This is a genomic window from Streptomyces bullii, from assembly GCF_042657145.1.
Classification (GTDB): Bacteria; Actinomycetota; Actinomycetes; order Streptomycetales; family Streptomycetaceae; genus Streptomyces; species Streptomyces bullii.
In genome coordinates this window covers 460,144-479,007 of sequence record NZ_JBHSNY010000001.1, presented here as the reverse complement: position 1 = coordinate 479,007, position 18,864 = coordinate 460,144, and the positions used below count along the sequence as shown (strand labels likewise).

Below are 18,864 nucleotides of genomic sequence, written 5' to 3'. Positions count from 1 at the left end.
AAGGGCCCGCGGCGCGCGTACGCACCGCAGGCCCTCGTTCCGGAACTGCCGGACGCCGGAGGCTCAGCCCGCCGACACCTCGTCCGAGACCCCGCTCGGGGCGTCGCCCGAGGCCTCGTCCCGATCCCGGGCCGCACCGTCGGCCCCCCGGCGTCCGCCGCCGACCTTCTCCTTGACGAAGGCGACGGCCAGTACGACCACCGCGACGAGCAGCGACAGCAGCACGGTCTTGCGCCCGTCGTGCTCGGTGTCGGTCAGCATGTAGCCGAGGACGAACACGATCAGCGCGGCCGTCGCCCAGGTCAGGTACGGGTACAGCCACATCTTCACGACGAGCTTCTCCGGCGCCTCCGCCTTGATGATCCTCCGCATGCGCAGCTGCGAGAAACAGATGACGAGCCAGACGAACAGGGCGACGGCACCGCTGGAGTTGACCAGGAAGAGGAAGACGGAGTCCGGGAACTTGTAGTTGAAGAAGACGGCGACGAAGCCGAACACGACCGACGCGATGATCGCCGTACGCGGCACGCCCCGGCTGGTCGTCCGGGCGAACGACTTGGGCGCGTCCCCGCGCTCACCGAGCGAGAACGCCATGCGGGAGGCGGTGTAGAGCCCGGAGTTGAGGCAGGACAGCACCGAGGTCAGCACGATGAAGTTCATGATCTGACCGGCGTGCGGAATGCCGAGGGAGTCCAGCGCGGCGACGTAGGAGCCGTTTTCGGTGATGGACTTGCTGTCCCACGGCAGCAGGGACACGACGACGAAGATGGAGCCGAGGTAGAAGACGGCGACACGCCAGATGATGCTGTTGGTCGCCTTGGTCACGGCCTGCTGCGGGTTCTCGGACTCGCCGGCGGCCAGCGTGGCGATCTCGCTGCCCATGAAGGAGAAGACGACGAGCAGCACACCGGTGAGGATGGCCCCGGGACCGTGGGGCAGGAAGCCGCCGTGCTCGGTGAGGTTGGAGAGCCCCGCCTGCTCGCTGTCGACGCCGGGCAGCACCCCGAACACGGCGAGCCCGCCGATCACGATGAACGCGGCGATGGCGACGACCTTGATGCCGGCGAACCAGAACTCGAACTCACCGTAGGAGCCCACCGACACGAGGTTCGTCGCGGTCAGCACCACCATCACGATGAGTGCCCACGCCCACTGCGGTACGGCGGGAATCCACCCTTCGAGGATCACGGCACCCGCGGTGGCCTCCACCGCCAGTACGACCACCCAGAAGAACCAGTAGAGCCAGCCGATGGTGAACCCGGCCCACGGCCCGAGCGCACGGTCGGCGTGCGCGGAGAACGACCCGGAGGTCGGGTTGGCGGCGGACATCTCCCCGAGCATCCGCATCACGAGCACCACGAGCGTGCCGACGAGGGCGTACGACAGGAGAATGCCGGGTCCGGCGGTGGCGATACCGGAGCTGGAACCGACGAACAGACCAGCGCCGATGACACCACCGATGGCGATCATCGACAGATGGCGGTTCTTGAGGCCTGCCTGGAGGCCGGGACCGGGTTCTCCCGGGCCTCCGGGGCCGTTTCCGGCCTTCGTCAGGGTCGGCTGCGAAGTCATGGGACGGATTTCCTTTGCGCCGGTTGCACTGAGTCCCGTACGAGCGGTGTACGAGTTGGTCCAGTGAATCGGAGGTGTCGGTATTCGGAAACCTTTGATTCCGGATCGTTACTTGAGGTTTTCCTGAGCTTCGTGAGTGTTGCTCACGCTTTTCAGGATCGACACCCGGGGCTGCTGCCCGGAAACAGCCGTGTCACACTCATCCCATGCGCGTGTACCTCGGCTCGGACCATGCCGGCTACGAACTCAAGAACCACCTCGTCGAATGGCTGAAGGCGGCGGGTCACGACCCCGTCGACTGCGGCCCCCACATCTACGACGCCCAGGACGACTACCCGCCCTTCTGCCTCCGCGCGGCGGAGCGGACGGCCGCGGACCCCGACGCCCTCGGCGTCGTCATCGGCGGCTCCGGCAACGGCGAGCAGATCGCCGCCAATAAGGTGAAGGGCGTCCGTGCGGCCCTGGCCTGGAGCGAGGAGACGGCGGCACTCGGCCGCCAGCACAACGACGCCAACGTGGTCGCGGTGGGCGCGCGCATGCACTCGCTGGACGAGGCGACGAAGTTCGTCGAGACGTTCCTGGCCACGCCGTTCTCCGGTGACGAGCGTCACATCCGCCGCATCGACATGCTCAAGACGTACGAGACGACCGGCGACCTTCCCCCGATCCCGCCCCACCACCCCCAGCAGTAACCCCACGCACCGCCCCGCCGACTGGCCGCGAGGGTGGCTTGTGTGCCGGGGGCGAGCCTTTCCGCCGTGCTGACCCTCGGCCCACGACCCTCGTCCCCGGATCGGATGCGCTGACGGGCCAGGGACGAGGGCGGCCAGGAGCGAGGTGCCGCATCCGCGAAGGGCTGTACGTCGACCCCCACGGGTGGTGCGTGGGCCATGCCCGGTGGGGCGGTGGTGGTACCTCCCGGGGTGGCGCGTGAACACCCGGGGTGGCGCGTGGGCCTGCTCGTGGGGTGGTACGTGAATCTGCCCGGGGTTGGCGGGTCCGCCCGGGTTGGTGCGGGTCCGTCGGAGGTGGTGCGTGCATCTGCCCGGTGTGGTGTGTGAGTCCGCCTGCGTGGGGTGGGCGTGAAACTCGCCCGGGCCGGAGCCCCAGGCCGAGCCGGGCCTCTGGCCCACCGATTCGGTCGGGTCGGTGGGCAAAGGAACGACATGCAGAGAGGGTGCGCACGTTGCCAGAAGGGCACACGATCCACCGCCTGGCCAAGGACTACACCTCCGCCTTCGCCGACGGCACCCCCGTCCATGTGACCAGCCCCCAGGGCACGTTCGCCGCCGCCGCGGCCCTCCTCACCCACACCCCCCTCCACACCGCCGACGCCCACGGCAAGCACCTCTTCCTCAACTTCGCCGACTCCGACGCCTGGATCCACATCCACCTGGGGCTCTTCGGCAAGGTCACCTTCGGCCCGGCCCCCGCCCCACCCCCCACGGACACCGTCCGTCTCCGCCTCGCCAACGACACCGCGTACGTCGACCTGCGAGGCCCCACCACCTGCGCCCTCATCACCGCTCCCGAGAAGCAGGCGATACACGACCGCCTCGGCCCGGACCCGCTCCGCCCGGACGCCGACCCGCACAGGGCGTACGCCAGGATCTCCCGCAGCCGTACGACGATCGCCGCCCTGCTCATGGACCAGAAGGTCGTCGCGGGCGTCGGCAACGTCTACCGAGCCGAGGTCCTCTTCCGCCGGAACATCGACCCGTACCGCCCCGGCAAGGGCATCACCCCCGCCGAGTGGGACGCGATCTGGACCGATCTCGTCGAGCTCATGCGCGAGGGCGTGCGCACCAACCGCATCGACACGGTCCGCCCCGAACACACCCCGGAGGCGATGGGCCGCCCACCCCGCGTCGACGACCACGGCGGCGAGGTGTACGTGTACCGCAGGACCCACCAGCCCTGCCACATCTGTGGCGGCGAGATCCGCACCGCCGACCTCGCCGCCCGCAACCTCTTCTGGTGCCCGACCTGCCAGACGCAATAGCCGGTCCGCCCCTCAGAACCCGTGCGGCAGCCAGGCCGCCACCGGACTCCCGAACCCCACCGCCGCCTCGGCCGACGCCCCCGCCCGCATCTCCCGCACCCGCCCGGCCGCCTCCAGCGACGCAAGGCTCACCCCGCCGAGATACGCCGCCCCCAACTCCCGTACGGACAACGCCAGGTCCGCCGCGTCCGAGGTCCGCACGCAGGTCGCCCCCTTCGCGTCCCCGGTCAGCCGCCAACGCCCGGCGTTCCAGGGGCAGAAGGAGTCCTCCACCTCCAGCACCACGTCCACCGGCGCCTGATACGTCCGCGCCTCCAGCGCGGCCCCCACGTCCACCAGCCGTACGTACAACGCGTCCCGCACCCGCGGCAGGCAGCGCCGTATGTCGGACACCATGTACTGCCACGCGTCGTCCACCGGCCGCCCGCGCACGACGAGCGTCGTCGTCAGGTCGATCCCGAACAAGAACCGCCACAGCGCCGCGTCCGCCGCCGGATCCAGCGCGGCCAGATCCCGCAGCACCACCGTCCCGTTGTGCCCGCTGACGTCCCAGCCGGGCTTGACCCGGAACCGCGCGTACCCGACCGTCTGCCCACCCCGTTCGGCGACGACGCACTGCAACGGCGACGCCCCGTCCCGGTCGCTCTCCGGGTCGAGCAGCGCCACCCGCTCCCATCCGGGCCGCCGCTCCAGCATCCCCGGACGGCCCGGCACCAGCCGCGCGTACACCGCCTCGCAGGCGTCGAGGACGTCGGCGGGCGGCGCGTACCGCAGCCGTACGTCATCGGTACCGTCCGGCACCGACAGCCGCACACGGCTGGTGTCGATCTCGGCATTCAGCTGGAAGGCGGCGGCACCGTACCCGAACCGGCCGTAGATCGCCGGCTCGGACGCCGTCAGCACGGCCAACGGCTCGCCCCATGAGCGCACGTCCTCCAACTGCCGCCGCATCAGGGACGTCAGCACCCCGCGACGGCGGTGCGTGGCGGCCACGCCGACCATGGTGACGCCCGCGGCCGGCACCGACGCGCCGCCGGGCACCGTCATCCGGAAGGTGAACGCCCCCGCCGTCCCCACACAGGTGTCCCCGTCCCAGGCACCCAGAGAACGCTCGGACTCGGTCAGCGAGTTCCACGTCTCCCGTTCCTCGGCCGACTCCGGCACCCCGCCGAAGGCACGGATCAGGGTGTCGTACCACTTGTCCCATTCGTCCTGCCGCAGCACCCGAAGCTCGGGCACACCTCCGGTGGCGTCGGTCGATGGGGGCACGCCGGCCGCGTCGGTCAGGCCCGGCACGTCGGTCGATTCGGTCGAGTCGGTTGCCATGAAGCCATGCCTACCAGGGCGATACGGGAGGGGCGACGGAATTTTTCCGGGACGGCGGCACGGCGGCCTGCGGTGAAGTTCACTGTGAAGTCGGCCCTGCGACGGGGGACAACTGGGACCTCCCGTGCCAAGGGGCTGGTCCGATGGATAGGGTCCCGAACTAATGGCAGCAGGACGAGAGCGGCGCGCGGAAGCCGAGACGTTCACGGCCCGGTTGAGGAAGCAGTGGCACCGGGCCCGCGTCGGCATGCGCCGAGCCGCCGTCGACTACTTCCGCGGGGACGGCTCGGACTGGGTCGCGCTGGGCGGCCTGTTCCTCACGATCCCCCTGCTCACCACGGCGACGCTCGCCAACTCGGTGTGGTTCTCACCGGCCGCGCTGGTCCTGCCGATCGTCGCGGGCGGCCTGCTGCTGCGCCCGGCGAGCCTGCTCGGCCTGTACGCGGCCGCGGCCACGGCCCTGATCGTGGAGTCGGTGCAGCTCGGCCCGTACACCGAGGGTCCCTCCAGAGTGACCCCGGGCGTGGTCCTGGTCGTCGCCGCCTGCGGCTTCTTCGGGCTGTTGCTCGCCCAGTTCCGCAGCCGGGTCGGCGTGCCCTGGCGGCGCGGTGGCACCATGCTGTTCGACCTGCGGGAACGCATCCGGGTGCAGAGCAAGCTGCCCAAACTGCCGGACGGCTGGCACCGGGAGATGGCCCTGCGGCCGGCGGGCGGCCAGTCCTTCTCCGGCGACTTCGTGGTGGCGGCCCGCACCAACGGCGGCCGCACCCTGGAGGTCGTGCTGACGGACGTCTCGGGCAAGGGCATGGACGCCGGGTCGCGCGCCCTGCTTCTCTCCGGCGCGTTCGGCGGTCTCCTCGGCTCCCTCCCTCCGCACGCCTTCCTCCCCGCCGCCAACGGCTACCTCCTGCGCCAGGACTGGGAGGAGGGTTTCGCGACCTCCATCCACCTGGTGCTGGACCTGGACTCCGGCGACTACGAGCTCTACTCGGCCGGCCACCCGCCGGGCCTCCAGCTCAGCGCCGGCACCGGCCGCTGGGAGGAGAAGGCGGCCGAGGGCCCGCTGCTCGGGGTGTACGACGGCGCCCAGTTCGACCCCGTGAAGGGCTCGCTGCGCCCGGGCGACGTGCTGATGCTGTTCACGGACGGTCTGGTGGAGACCTCCGATCGCGACATCGTCGAGGGCATCGACCGCCTCACCGGCGAGGCCGACCGCTATGTCGCCGGAGGCTTCCACGGAGCGGCCTGGCACCTCATCGAGGCGGTCGCCAGGGACGTCAACGACGACCGGGCGCTGCTGCTGATCTGCCGTGAGGGCCCCACCGCGGCTGCGGTCCGCTGACACCCCACCTCGTCGTCGCGTGCCGCGCGGGGCCACACTGGGGGAGTGACCGAGACATCCCGCACCCCGCTGACCCTGGCCGAGGTCGAGTCCACCGCCCGCGCCGCGCACGCCGGCCGCACCGACAAGGCGGGACGGCCCTACGCCGAGCACCTGCGGGCCGTCGCGGAGGGCGTCAGGGCCCGCGGCGGCGACGAGGAGCAGATCGCGGCGGCCTGGCTGCACGACGCCGTCGAGGACGACGCGCTCAGCGAGCGGTGGCTGCGCGAGGCGGCGCTGAGCGGCCGTACCAAGGACATCGTGCTGGCGGTCACCAAGCGGGCCGGGGAACCGCCCGAGGCGTACGCCGCACGGATCCTGGCCACGCCCGGCGCGCTGCTGGTGAAGGAGGCGGACCTGGCGCACAACGCCGACCCGCAGCGTCTCGCGGTCCTCGACGAGGCCACCCGCACACGACTGACCGAGAAGTACGCACGGATGCGCGCACTTCTCGGTCTGACCGACTGAGGACGGGTGCCCGAGAGCAGGGGGCGCTGTCTAGGCGTCGACCTTCTCTCGCGCGGTGCTGCTCTCGCGCTTCTCCCGCTTGTCGCCCTGCTCGCGCTTCTCGCGTTCCCGGGCCAGTTCGGCCGCGTCCCGCTTGAAGGCCCACTCCATCTTCGGCTCCATCGCGAACCGGAAGACCCGCTGGACGGGCTTGGTGCACAGGAGCGTCACGACGGCGGCCGCGAGGACGGTCACGAAGATCTCGCCGAGCGGGCGGTGCAGCCACGTGGGCTCGAACCAGCCCTGGTAGTCGCCGGCCTTCACCAGGAAGCCGTGCAGCAGGTAGCCGTAGAGCGTGCCCGCGCCCAGCGCGGTGAACCACATGTGGCGGCGCGGCACCCAGGCGAAGAAGCAGGCGGTCAGCAGCAGCGAGCAGCCGAACAACGCGAGGACCATGACCGGTCCGGTCCACCACGGGGCGCCCAACTCCTGCGCGGAGTCGCGGTGGTAGAACCAGGCGGTGTTCATGCGCGGCACCGCCCACCAGCTGAACGCGAAGGCGACGGCGAACACCGGCACCGACAGGATCCGCACGGAGCGCCGGCGCACCATCTGGAAGTGCTCGGGCTTCATCACCAGGCCCAGCACGAAGAACGGCAGGAACTGCAGGACCCGCTGGAGGTCGAGGTCGTCACCGATCTCGGGCGTGACGGACGCGAGCATGGCCAGGCCGAGCGCGAGCGGAAGCGGGTGGCGCACCAGCTTCCAGACGGGAGTGGTCAGCCGCCAGATGAACAGCGCGCACAGGAACCAGGTCAGGTACCACGGGTCGAGGAGGCTGACCTCCTGGTGGGGGTCGTTGTCGATGACGCGCTTGAAGAGGGGGTAGGCGGTCTCGAAGACGATGTACGGTACGGCCACGCCGGTGATCAGGCGCTTGAGCCGGTCCGGGCGCATGTCGAAGCTGCGCGAGAAGAAGCCGGAGATGATGATGAACGCCGGCATGTGGAACGCGTACACGACCTGGTAGGCGGCCTCGAGGATCCGGCTGTCATCCTTCAGCGGTTCCCAGGCGTGGCCCATGGCCACCAGCACGATCGCCAGGTACTTGGCGTTGTCGAAGAACGCGTCGCGCTGCTTGCCGTTCTGCTTGTTCTGCGGGCTTTGCGGCGAGCGAGGGCTCGGCACTCCGTCCGCCGGCGACTGTGCCGGGGGGAGTGGCGCCCTGCGGTGGCCGTACGGTCGCAGCGAGTTCGTCACAGGCCCTCCCACCACGGAATCGGGGAGAGCATCCGGGACCTCGCTGCGCTTGCGGGGGACGAGGCAGCGTGGAACATCTGAGGCACCCTAGCGTTGTAGGCGGCAATCCGTAAAACGCTCGACGTGATTCCTGACTAACCGCTGCGGATACCCCGGATTTCGGGCAGTTGTCAGTGCCGTGAACGTGATGGTCAACACACCGCACCGGGAGGATTGTTTACATGATATGCGCCTCACTTGTCATGATTCATCCGTACTAAACGGTGCATAAGACCAGCAGCCGACTACGGTGGAATGTCCGCTTCCTGGCTCCTGCGTCGGCTGGTTCCCGGCCCGTTGGGATGTCTGTGGGGGCAATTCGAATTACCTGCGCACGCGTTGTGTGGAGATGGAAACGATCCGACTGAATTCCCTGCGGGGGTGTCCTGTCGAATTGCTGTGCGGAGCAACGCCGTCGGGTCCGTGTCCGCTCGCGCGCGCGAGGGGTTCCTGACGGTGGAGATCCGGACGATGCGTCACGGGCCGCATAGGGCGGCCGGGTTGGTGGCACGATGGTTCTGGCGGGGTGCGCGGGGCCGTGTCCCCGGGCCGGGAGAGCGGACCGACCGAGGGTGTGATCAGTTGTGGCCATTTCACTGTCTGTGGTGCTGCTGTTGGCGATCATCCTGATAGTGCTGATGCGCGGGGGATCCCTGAAGGCCGGGCCGGCGATCGTCGCGATCCTCTTCGGCTTCTTCCTCGCCTCGACCGGCATGGCGCCGTCCATCAACCGGTTCCTCAACTCGATCGCGGAGACCATCAACTCGATCAGCTTCTGACCGGGCGCCCCGAGCGCGCCCCGGCGCACCCCGGCCGGAGGATCCGGGTGACCTCCGTACTGAGTGCATGCTCTCGTCCCGGACAGGAGGGCGGTGCGTGACGGGGAACGTCCGGGAATGGCGCTGCGTGAGACCGACCCGGGGGAGGGCAGCGGCTACCGCATCGAGGACCGCCTCGGCTCCGGCGGCATGGGCGTGGTCCACCTCGCCCGATCGGCCTCCGGCCACCGCCTCGCCGTGAAGGTCGTGCACGCCCAGCACGCCGCCGACGACGAGTTCCCGACCCGGTCCCGCCGCGAGGTGGCCGCCGCCCGACACGTCGGCGGCGCCTTCACCGCCTCCGTCGTGAACGCCGACGCGCCGACCCCTGGAGGGCCACGCTCTACATCCCGGGTGAGGATCTCGGCACGTAGGTCCGCCGACAAGGCCCTTTCTGCCTCCGGCCCGGCTGCGCGACCCCGCCGTCGGGCTCGCCGAGGCCCTGCGCGACATCCACCGCGCCACAGTCGTCCACCGGGACCTGAAACCGGCCGGGGTGATGCTCGCCGAGGCGGCCCCCGCGTCATCGGCTTCGGCATCTCCCGCGCCGCCGAGTTCGCCAGGCAGGACCGAGGCCACCCGGCCCGGCCGCGACGACGGCGGCGGCATCGACGACGTCTTCTTCCCCGAGCGGTTCGTGCTGCCCGGTGGTCTCGTGGCTTCACACGGCAGCGACGGGTGGCGTGCGCACGATGGCAAGGCCGGTACGTTCAGCACTGGGCGAGATCTGGATCACTTGTGGCATGGGCCGACGAGAACGCCACCGGCCTGATCTGCTGGCGGTGCGCGTACGTCCAGCTCTTCGTCAACAAGGACATCAAGCTCTACCGAGCTGACAAGTAGCGGCGCTCACCCGGCGAGGCGCGGTATGAGGCGTGAGAGGCGTGAGCTGGCCACACGGCCGGCGTCGCGATGCCGAAGGCGGCCGGCTCTCCTCCAGGCGCCGGAACCACGTCAACCGTCTCTGGCAGACGCGGGGGGCATGATCGCGAAGGCGCTCGAGCGGGTTCCGGGCGGAAGGGGCACACCGGGGACACGGACGGCTGATCCGGCCTCCGGAACGACTCAGGCCCAGGGAACGGGTGTCCACCCTCTCACCTGGGCCTGAGCCATGCGGAGCGGGCGACGGGAATCGAACCCGCGTAGCCAGTTTGGAAGACTGGGGCTCTACCATTGAGCTACGCCCGCGTACAACGCGCCGCAGGTCGGACGACCGCGGCACAGAAGGCATCGTAGCGGGTGGACCGGCCTTGCCGCACACCCCGTTCCCGTCCGCACCGGCGCGGGGGAAATGCGGCGGCCCCACGGCCCGGCGGCATGTACCCTACGTGTCGCACCAGACGGGGTGTGGCGCAGCTTGGTAGCGCGTCCGCTTTGGGAGCGGAAGGCCGTGGGTTCAAATCCCGCCACCCCGACCAGCCACCTGATCAGCTCGCGTGATCGTCACCCGATCACCTCGCGCGATCGCCTTTTGGGCCGTCTACCCGCTGCCGTTACTATGCAAGCTGCACGCCCGTGTGTCTCAGGTTAGAACTCCTCTGAAGCCCTCCGGGCGGCGAAATCCGCCGGACCTGTCTGGCTCCGGCAGAAACCAAGAAGTCAGCCACAAGGAGACCGAACCGTGAAGAGCGCCGTGGAGACCCTGAACCCGACCCGGGTTCGGCTCACTGTCGAGGTGCCCTTCGAGGAGCTCAAGGACAGCCTCGACGCGGCGTACAAGAAGATCAACCAGCAGGTCACGGTGAAGGGCTTCCGCAAGGGCAAGGTCCCGGCCCGGGTCATCGACCAGCGGTTCGGCCGCGGTGCCGTGCTGGAGGAGGCCGTCAACGACGCCCTCCCGAAGTTCTACACCGAGGCGGTCAACGAGGCCGAGCTGAGCCCGCTGGGCCAGCCCGAGGTCGACATCACCGAGCTGAAGGACGGCGAGACGCTGAACTTCACCGCCGAGGTCGACATCCGCCCGGCCATCGAGATCCCGGACTACTCCGGCATCGAGGTCGAGGTCGACGCCGTCGAGGTCACCGACGAGGACGTCGAGAAGTCGGTCGAGCAGCTCCGCGAGCGCTTCGCCTCCACCTCCCCGGTCGAGCGCGCCGCCGAGGACGGCGACGTCGTCACCATCGACCTGGAGGCCAAGGTCGACGGCGAGGTCCTGGAGGACGGCGTCGCCAACGGCGTCTCCTACACCATCGGCTCCGGCGAGCTGCTGGACGGCATCGACGACGCCGTCAAGGGTCTGTCGGCCGGCGAGGAGGCCACCTTCACCTCCGAGCTCAAGGGCGGCTCGGCGGCCGGCAAGGAGGCCGAGGTCACCGTCAAGGTCACCCAGGTCGCCAAGCGGGAACTGCCCGAGCTGGACGACGAGTTCGCGCAGCTCGCCTCCGAGTTCGACACCCTCGAGGAGCTGAAGGCCGACAGCCGCAAGCGCCTGGAGAACATGAAGCAGTACGACCAGGCCACGCAGGCCCAGGAGCGCGTCCTGGAGAAGCTGCTCGAGCTGGTCGAGGTCCCGGTCCCCGAGAAGCTCCTCGAGGACGAGATCAACACCCGCAAGCACAACCTCGAGCACCACCAGCTCGGCCAGATGGGCCTCACCCTCGACAAGTACCTGGAGATCCAGGGCAAGACCGCCGAGGAGTTCGAGAACGAGACCCGCGAGGCCGCGATCAAGGGCATCAAGACCCAGTTCGTGCTCGACGAGCTCGTCAAGCAGGAGAAGCTCAACGTCAACCAGGAGGAGCTCACCGAGCACCTCATGCGGCGCGCCGCCTCCTCCGGCATGTCCCCCGACCAGTTCGCGCAGGCGGTCGTCGAGGGCGGGCAGGTTCCGCTCCTGGTCGGCGAGGTCGCCCGCGGCAAGGCCCTGGCCGTCGTGGTCGAGAAGGCCACGGTCAAGGACACCAACGGCGAGATCATCGACCTGGACGACGAGGACGAGGACGAGACCGCCGCCGAGGCCGCCACGGAGGCCACCGAGGGCGAGGCCGCCGAGGACAAGCCCGAGGCCTGAGCCTCACGGCACCTCTGATGGACGTACGACGGGCCCCGGGGACCTTGCTCCCCGGGGCCCGTCGTTCTACGCGGCGCTACGCCCCCGGCGAACACCCCCTTGGACGGGATTCCCCGGCGGAGCCGCCGCGTTAGGGTCCATGAATACGCAGAAACACGTAAGACGGCCCGGCGCCGTCGTAAGACGAGCAGGTGGATACGTGACGAATCTGATGCCCTCCGCCGCCGGCGAGCCTTCCATCGGTGGTGGCCTCGGCGACCAGGTCTACAACCGGCTGCTCAACGAGCGGATCATCTTCCTCGGCCAGCCGGTCGACGACGACATCGCGAACAAGATCACCGCGCAGCTTCTGCTCCTTGCCTCCGATCCGGACAAGGACATTTACCTGTACATCAACAGCCCCGGCGGCTCGATCACGGCCGGCATGGCGATCTACGACACCATGCAGTACATCAAGAACGACGTGGTGACGATCGCCATGGGCCTGGCCGCCTCGATGGGCCAGTTCCTGCTCAGCGCCGGCACCCCCGGCAAGCGCTTCGCGCTGCCGAACGCCGAGATCCTGATCCACCAGCCCTCCGCCGGCCTGGCCGGATCGGCCTCGGACATCAAGATCCACGCCGAGCGGCTGCTGCACACCAAGAAGCGCATGGCCGAGCTGACCGCCCAGCACACGGGCCAGACGGTCGAGCAGATCACCCGCGACTCGGACCGTGACCGCTGGTTCGACGCCTTCGAGGCCAAGGAGTACGGCCTCATCGACGACGTCATCGCCACGGCCGCCGGTATGCCGGGCGGCGGCGGCACCGGGGCCTGAGCGGCCCCCACGGGGTCTCAGCGGCCCCGTGGGGCCCCGTGAGCCCCGACAGGGCCCAGCGAGCCCAGACAGCCCCAGCCGACCGCCTCAGCCCCTCTCAGGAGACACCGTGAACGACTTCCCCGGCAGCGGCCTCTACGACCGCACGCACGCCGTGCAGGACATGCGCGCCTCCCAGGGCCGGTACACCGGCCCGCAGGCCGAGTCGCGCTACGTCATCCCGCGCTTCGTGGAGCGCACCTCGCAGGGCATCCGCGAGTACGACCCGTACGCGAAGCTCTTCGAGGAGCGCGTGATCTTCCTCGGCGTCCAGATCGACGACGCCTCCGCCAACGACGTCATGGCGCAGCTGCTGTGCCTGGAGTCGATGGACCCCGACCGGGACATCTCGGTCTACATCAACAGCCCCGGTGGCTCCTTCACGGCGCTGACGGCGATCTACGACACGATGCAGTACGTGAAGCCGGACATCCAGACGGTCTGCATGGGCCAGGCGGCCTCCGCCGCGGCCGTCCTGCTGGCCGCCGGCACGCCCGGCAAGCGCATGGCGCTGCCGAACGCCCGTGTCCTGATCCACCAGCCGTACAGCGAGACCGGTCGCGGCCAGGTCTCCGACCTGGAGATCGCGGCCAACGAGATCCTCCGCATGCGGACGCAGCTGGAGGAGATGCTGGCCAAGCACTCCACGCAGCCGCTCGAGAAGATCCGCGAGGACATCGAGCGCGACAAGATCCTCACGGCCGAGGACGCGCTGCAGTACGGCCTGATCGACCAGATCATCACCACCCGCAAGATGGACAACGCCAGCCTGCGCTGACGCGGGAGGCTGTATCGTCTGCCGCCCCTTGGCATGGTTTGGCACGGTCCACGTCAAAGCGAACCGTGCCAAGGGGGGCCCGAACGGGGGGCCCGGCAAGGTACCGTCGGACATAAGGCAGCACCAGGAGCCGCTGGACGGTGACGTCCAGGCGTCTCCCAGGCGAAGGGGAAGCACACCGTGGCACGCATCGGTGACGGCGGCGATCTGCTCAAGTGCTCGTTCTGTGGAAAGAGCCAGAAGCAGGTCAAGAAGCTCATCGCAGGGCCCGGTGTGTACATCTGCGACGAGTGCATCGACCTCTGCAACGAGATCATCGAGGAAGAGCTCGCGGAGACCAGTGAGGTCCGCTGGGAGGAACTCCCGAAGCCTCGCGAGATCTACGAGTTCCTCGAGGGGTACGTAGTCGGTCAGGAGGCCGCCAAGAAGGCGCTCTCCGTCGCGGTGTACAACCACTACAAACGGGTCCAGGCCGGTGAGAACGGCGGCGCCCAAGGCCGCGACGACGCCATCGAGTTGGCGAAGTCCAACATCCTCCTGCTGGGCCCCACGGGCTCCGGCAAGACCCTCCTCGCGCAGACCCTCGCGCGCATGCTGAACGTCCCGTTCGCCATCGCCGACGCCACGGCGCTCACGGAGGCGGGCTACGTCGGCGAGGACGTCGAGAACATCCTGCTGAAGCTGATCCAGGCCGCCGACTACGACGTCAAGAAGGCCGAGACCGGCATCATCTACATCGACGAGATCGACAAGGTCGCGCGGAAGAGTGAAAACCCCTCCATCACACGCGATGTGAGCGGGGAGGGCGTGCAGCAGGCCCTGCTGAAGATCCTCGAGGGCACCACGGCCTCGGTCCCCCCGCAGGGCGGCCGCAAGCACCCGCACCAGGAGTTCATCCAGATCGACACGACGAACGTGCTGTTCATCGTGGGCGGTGCCTTCGCCGGCCTGGAGAAGATCATCGAGGCCCGTGCGGGGGCCAAGGGCATCGGCTTCGGCGCGCAGATCCGCTCCAAGCGCGAGATGGAGTCCAAGGACCAGTTCCAGGAGGTCATGCCGGAGGACCTGGTCAAGTTCGGCATGATCCCCGAGTTCATCGGCCGCCTCCCGGTCATCACCTCGGTGCACAACCTGGACCGCGAGGCCCTGCTGCAGATTCTCGTCGAGCCGCGCAACGCGCTCGTCAAGCAGTACCAGCGCCTCTTCGAACTCGACGGCGTGGAGCTGGACTTCGAGCGCGAGGCGCTGGAGGCCATCGCCGACCAGGCGATCCTCCGCCAGACCGGCGCGCGCGGCCTGCGCGCCATCATGGAGGAAGTCCTCCAGGGCGTGATGTACGAGGTTCCGTCCCGCAAGGACGTGGCCCGCGTCGTCATCACCGCGGACGTCGTCCTGTCGAACGTCAACCCGACCCTGATCCCGCGGGACGCGCGGGGGCGGGGACCGGGGGAGCAGAAGACGGCGTAGTTCCCGGACGTACGCGAGGGGCCCCGGTCAGGCGACCGGGGCCCCTCGTCGTCGGGGTGCGCGGCCTCGTCAGGCCTTCTCGCGGACCTCGCCGCGGAGCTTGGTGGCGATGTCCACCGCCGCGTCCTTGGTGATGTCCTTGGTGTTGTCCCCCGGGGAGACCACGGCGATCGTGCTGTAGTCGGCCCAGGCGCAGAACCAGTTGGTGGTGGCCTTCTGGGTGAGGTCGTTGGTGCCCTTGGCCGACTGGCACTTCATCACGGCACCGTCGATGTCGACCGCCTCGGGCTCGCCGACCAGCTCGGACATCAGCGGGTTGCTGTTCGAGGTGTCCTCCTGGCTCTCCTTCTTCATGGTGGCGAAGAGCTTGTCCAGCACCGCTTCCGGGTCCTCGATCTCACCGTAACCGCCGAAGAACGACACGCCCTTGGCCGTCAGCAGTTCGGACTGGTCGGGGAGGTCGGCCGGGTCGGGGTTCTGGGGATCGTAGTGACCGAAGTCGGCCGTCGAGTAGGCGGCTCCGACGGCCTTGCCGTTCTTGACGCCGCTCTTCTCCAGGTCCCGCGCGGTGCTGCTGCTCGCGTCCTCACCGCCCTTGCCGACGCGCTTGTACTCACTGAGCACCGTCTCCGGCGTGGCCAGCTTGTGCGGCCCGTCGTCCTCCAGGCCGCCGGCGCCGCCACCCCCGCCGAAGAGGAAGTACGCCGCCACGCTGATGGCCGCCACGACCGCCACGGCTCCGATGATCAGGCCCGCCTTCTTCGTGCCGCCGCCCGGCGCCGGGGGCTGCGGCATACCGTAGGGAGCCTGGCCGTACGGGGGCTGGCCGTACTGCGGCTGCTGGCCGTAGGGAGGCTGCTGGCCGTACGGGGGCTGGGGCGGGACGCCCTGCGGGGCCTGCTGGGGGTAGCCGTAACCGGGCTGGGCGGGCGGCGCCTGCTGGGGGTAGCCGTAGCCGGGCTGGGGAGCCTGCGGCGGCTGGCCGTACGGTCCCGGCTGGCCGTACGGCCCGGGCTGCTGAGGCTGCCCGCCGTACGGGCCCGGCTGGTTGTAGCTCATGTTCTGGGTTCCCCTCCAGAATGCTTATGTGTTCCTGACATCCTGGCCCAATCACGTCGGGCGCACGGCGCCGGGGGCCCCACCGTTACAAAGCGAATCGGGTTTCGGGACTGGGTCGTGACACCTCTAAACTGACCCCCGTGACCGAGAACACTCAGCAGCCGCAATCAGCGCCCACGACCGAACTGCCGACCCAGTACACGCCGGCCGAGGTAGAGGGGAAGCTGTACGAGCGCTGGGTAGAACGGGGTTACTTCGAGGCGGACGACAAGAGCGACAAGCCGCCGTACACCATCGTCATCCCGCCGCCGAACGTCACCGGCAGCCTGCACCTGGGGCACGCCTTCGAGCACACGCTCATCGACGCCCTGACCCGCCGCAAGCGGATGCAGGGCCACGAGACGCTGTGGCAGCCCGGCATGGACCACGCCGGCATCGCGACCCAGAACGTCGTCGAGCGGGAGCTCGCGAAGGAAGGCAAGTCGCGGCACGACCTCGGCCGTGAGGCGTTCGTCGAGCGTGTCTGGCAGTGGAAGGCCGAGTCCGGCGGACAGATCTCCGGCCAGATGAAGCGCCTCGGCGACGGTGTCGCCTGGTCGCGGGAGCGGTTCACGATGGACGAGGGCCTGTCCAGGGCCGTCCAGACCATCTTCAAGCGGCTCTACGACGACGAGCTGATCTACCGCGCCGAGCGCATCATCAACTGGTGCCCGCGCTGCCTGACCGCCATCTCCGACATCGAGGTGGAGTACCAGGACGACGACGGCGAGCTCGTCTCCATCCGGTACGGCGAGGGCGACGCGTCCATCGTCGTCGCCACGACCCGCGCCGAGACGATGCTCGGTGACACGGCCGTCGCCGTCCACCCCGAGGACGAGCGCTACCGCCACCTGATCGGCACCGAGATCGAGCTGCCACTGACCGGCCGCCGCATCCCGGTCGTCGCCGACGAGCACGTCGACCCCGAGTTCGGCACGGGCGCCGTCAAGGTGACCCCGGCGCACGACCCGAACGACTTCGAGATCGGCCAGCGGCACGACCTGCCGGCGCTCACGATCATGGACGAGCACGCCGTGATCACCGCCCACGGGCCCTTCCAGGGCCTGGACCGGCTGGAGGCCCGTTCCGCCATCGTCGGCGCCCTGCGCGCCGAGGGCCGGATCGTCGCCGAGAAGCGGCCGTACGTCCACTCGGTCGGCCACTGCTCGCGCTGCAAGACCACCATCGAGCCCCGGCTGTCCATGCAGTGGTGGGTCAGGGTCGGTCCGCTCGCCAAGGCCGCCGGTGACGCCGTCCGCGACGGGCGCGTCAAGATCCACCCGCAGGAGATGGAGAAGCGGTACTTCGACTGGGTCGACAACCTGCACGACTGGTGCATCTCGCGCCAGCTGTGGTGGGGCCACCGCATCCCGGTCTGGTACGGCCCGAACGGCGAGGTCGTCTGCGTCGGCCCGGACGAGGAGCCGCCGAGCGGCGAGGGCTGGCACCAGGACTCCGACGTCCTGGACACCTGGTTCTCCTCCGGCCTGTGGCCGTTCTCCACGCTGGGCTGGCCCGAGCAGACCGAGAGCCTGGAGAAGTTCTATCCGAACTCCGTCCTGGTCACCGGCTACGACATCCTCTTCTTCTGGGTCGCCCGGATGATGATGTTCGGCCTGTACGCCATGGACGGCACGCCGCCGTTCCACACCATCGCCCTGCACGGCATGGTCCGTGACCAGAACGGCAAGAAGATGTCCAAGTCGTTCGGGAACGTGGTCGATCCGCTGGACTGGATGGACAAGTACGGCTCCGACGCGCTCCGCTTCACGCTGGCGCGCGGCGCCAACCCGGGCGTCGACGTCCCGATCGGCGAGGAATGGGTCCAGGGCTCGCGCAACTTCGCCAACAAGGTCTGGAACGCCACGCGGTTCGCGCTGATGAACGGCGCCACGGTGGCCGGCCCGCTGCCGGACGCCGCGCGGATGTCCTCCACCGACCGGTGGATCCTGTCCCGGCTGAACTCGGTGGTCGCCGAGGTCGACGCGTACTACGAGGACTACCAGTTCGCGAAGCTGTCCGACGCGCTGTTCCACTTCGCCTGGGACGAGGTCTTCGACTGGTACGTCGAGCTGTCCAAGACGACCTTCCAGGAGGGCGGCGAGGCGGCCGAGGTCTCCCAGCGGGTCCTCGGTGAGGTCCTCGACGTCACGCTGCGGCTCCTGCACCCGGTCGTCCCGTTCGTGACGGAGACGCTGTGGACCACGCTGACCGGCGGCGAGTCCGTCGTCATCGCCGAGTGGCCGCAGGCCGTGCTGGTTCCCGGGGCCGACGCCCCCGGCGGCTTCCGTGACGAGGCCGCCGAGCGGGAGATCGAGACCCTCCAGTCGCTGATCACCGAGGTCCGCCGGTTCCGCGCCGACCAGGGGCTGCAGCCCGGCCAGCGGGTCCCGGCCCGGCTGGCCCTGGAGGGCACGGCCCTGGCCGCGCACGAGCCCGCCATCCGCCAGCTGCTCCGCCTCCAGCCGGAGGGCGAGGCCTTCACCGCGACGGCGACCCTGCCGGTCGCGGGCGTGGAGGTCGCGCTGGACCTGTCCGGCGCGATCGACGTCGCGGCCGAGCGCAAGCGGCTCGCGAAGGACCTCGCCGCCGCAGAGAAGGAGAAGGCGCAGGCCACGGCCAAGCTGGGCAACGAGGCGTTCCTCGCCAAGGCACCGGAGCAGGTCGTGGACAAGATCCGCACCCGGCTCGCAAAGGCCGAGGAGGACATCGCCCGGATCCAGACGCAGCTGGAGCGGCTGCCCCAGGCGTAGGCGTCCCGCACGAGGAGGCAGCCGTCCCGCGCAGAGGTGAAGGCCCTCGGACCCGTC

General features: G+C 69.5%; 14 protein-coding genes, 2 tRNA genes and 1 pseudogene. 12 read left to right on the top strand and 5 right to left on the bottom strand.

The genetic code is table 11. The annotated features are described in order from the left end of the window. Positions 1 to 63: 63 nt before the first annotated feature. Entirely contained in the window at positions 64 to 1,572 is a 1,509-nt protein-coding gene (locus ACFPZJ_RS02210; protein WP_381016340.1) for an amino acid permease, read from the bottom strand. 206 nt (positions 1,573 to 1,778) lie between these two features. On the opposite strand from ACFPZJ_RS02210, the gene ACFPZJ_RS02205 reads away from it, so the two are divergent. Further along, complete coding sequence (locus ACFPZJ_RS02205; RefSeq protein WP_381016338.1) at positions 1,779 to 2,264, top strand: ribose-5-phosphate isomerase; 486 nt, start codon at positions 1,779 to 1,781, stop codon at positions 2,262 to 2,264. Positions 2,265 to 2,758: 494 nt separating this feature from the next. Continuing rightward, positions 2,759 to 3,574 (top strand): Fpg/Nei family DNA glycosylase, encoded by an 816-nt coding sequence (locus tag ACFPZJ_RS02200; RefSeq protein WP_381017277.1) that lies wholly within the window; start codon positions 2,759 to 2,761, stop codon positions 3,572 to 3,574. 12 nt (positions 3,575 to 3,586) lie between these two features. Here ACFPZJ_RS02200 and ACFPZJ_RS02195 read toward each other — a convergent pair whose 3' ends face one another. Then, on the bottom strand, positions 3,587 to 4,900 hold the full coding sequence (locus ACFPZJ_RS02195; protein WP_381016335.1) for a GNAT family N-acetyltransferase: 1,314 nt from the start codon (positions 4,898 to 4,900) through the stop codon (positions 3,587 to 3,589). 163 nt (positions 4,901 to 5,063) lie between these two features. Here ACFPZJ_RS02195 and ACFPZJ_RS02190 point away from each other — a divergent pair, with 163 nt between their 5' ends. Continuing rightward, the gene (locus tag ACFPZJ_RS02190; RefSeq protein WP_381016333.1) at positions 5,064 to 6,242 is read left to right on the top strand and encodes a PP2C family protein-serine/threonine phosphatase; all 1,179 of its coding nucleotides are present in this window, start codon (positions 5,064 to 5,066) and stop codon (positions 6,240 to 6,242) included. Positions 6,243 to 6,287: 45 nt separating this feature from the next. Next, positions 6,288 to 6,749 carry an HD domain-containing protein gene (locus ACFPZJ_RS02185; protein ID WP_381016330.1) on the top strand — a complete coding sequence of 154 codons (462 nt, stop codon included), beginning with the start codon at positions 6,288 to 6,290 and terminating at the stop codon, positions 6,747 to 6,749. Positions 6,750 to 6,779: 30 nt separating this feature from the next. On the opposite strand, the gene ACFPZJ_RS02180 is transcribed toward ACFPZJ_RS02185, so the two are convergent. Continuing rightward, positions 6,780 to 7,916, bottom strand: coding sequence for an acyltransferase family protein (locus ACFPZJ_RS02180; protein WP_381016328.1), 1,137 nt, complete (start codon positions 7,914 to 7,916; stop codon positions 6,780 to 6,782). A 695-nt stretch (positions 7,917 to 8,611) separates the two neighbouring features. Here ACFPZJ_RS02180 and ACFPZJ_RS02175 point away from each other — a divergent pair. Further along, the gene (locus ACFPZJ_RS02175; RefSeq protein WP_365664803.1) at positions 8,612 to 8,806 is read left to right on the top strand and encodes a hypothetical protein; all 195 of its coding nucleotides are present in this window, start codon (positions 8,612 to 8,614) and stop codon (positions 8,804 to 8,806) included. A 117-nt stretch (positions 8,807 to 8,923) separates the two neighbouring features. Then, positions 8,924 to 9,400, top strand: a pseudogene (locus ACFPZJ_RS02170) (protein kinase domain-containing protein); the annotation flags it as partial. Between the two features lie 562 nt (positions 9,401 to 9,962). On the opposite strand, the gene ACFPZJ_RS02165 reads toward ACFPZJ_RS02170, so the two are convergent. Beyond that, a tRNA-Gly gene (locus ACFPZJ_RS02165) sits at positions 9,963 to 10,033 on the bottom strand. Between the two features lie 153 nt (positions 10,034 to 10,186). Between ACFPZJ_RS02165 and ACFPZJ_RS02160 the strand changes: the two genes are divergently transcribed. From ACFPZJ_RS02160 to clpX, 5 genes are all read left to right on the top strand, one after another. Then, positions 10,187 to 10,263: transfer RNA gene (locus tag ACFPZJ_RS02160), tRNA-Pro, on the top strand. Positions 10,264 to 10,466: 203 nt separating this feature from the next. Further along, positions 10,467 to 11,855, top strand: coding sequence for a trigger factor (tig, locus tag ACFPZJ_RS02155; RefSeq protein ID WP_381016325.1), 1,389 nt, complete (start codon positions 10,467 to 10,469; stop codon positions 11,853 to 11,855). A 211-nt stretch (positions 11,856 to 12,066) separates the two neighbouring features. Further along, positions 12,067 to 12,672 carry an ATP-dependent Clp protease proteolytic subunit gene (locus ACFPZJ_RS02150; protein ID WP_031114129.1) on the top strand — a complete coding sequence of 202 codons (606 nt, stop codon included), beginning with the start codon at positions 12,067 to 12,069 and terminating at the stop codon, positions 12,670 to 12,672. 109 nt (positions 12,673 to 12,781) lie between these two features. Then, on the top strand, positions 12,782 to 13,489 hold the full coding sequence (locus ACFPZJ_RS02145; RefSeq protein ID WP_381016322.1) for an ATP-dependent Clp protease proteolytic subunit: 708 nt from the start codon (positions 12,782 to 12,784) through the stop codon (positions 13,487 to 13,489). A gap of 180 nt (positions 13,490 to 13,669) precedes the next feature. Next, complete coding sequence (clpX, locus tag ACFPZJ_RS02140) at positions 13,670 to 14,956, top strand: ATP-dependent Clp protease ATP-binding subunit ClpX (protein WP_381016319.1); 1,287 nt, start codon at positions 13,670 to 13,672, stop codon at positions 14,954 to 14,956. Between the two features lie 69 nt (positions 14,957 to 15,025). Here clpX and ACFPZJ_RS02135 read toward each other — a convergent pair whose 3' ends face one another. Then, a complete protein-coding gene (locus ACFPZJ_RS02135) occupies positions 15,026 to 16,015 on the bottom strand; it encodes a hypothetical protein (protein ID WP_381016317.1) in 990 nt (329 codons plus the stop codon). Between the two features lie 140 nt (positions 16,016 to 16,155). Between ACFPZJ_RS02135 and ACFPZJ_RS02130 the strand changes: the two genes are divergently transcribed. Further along, positions 16,156 to 18,807 (top strand): valine--tRNA ligase, encoded by a 2,652-nt coding sequence (locus ACFPZJ_RS02130; RefSeq protein WP_381016314.1) that lies wholly within the window; start codon positions 16,156 to 16,158, stop codon positions 18,805 to 18,807. Positions 18,808 to 18,864: the final 57 nt, after the last annotated feature.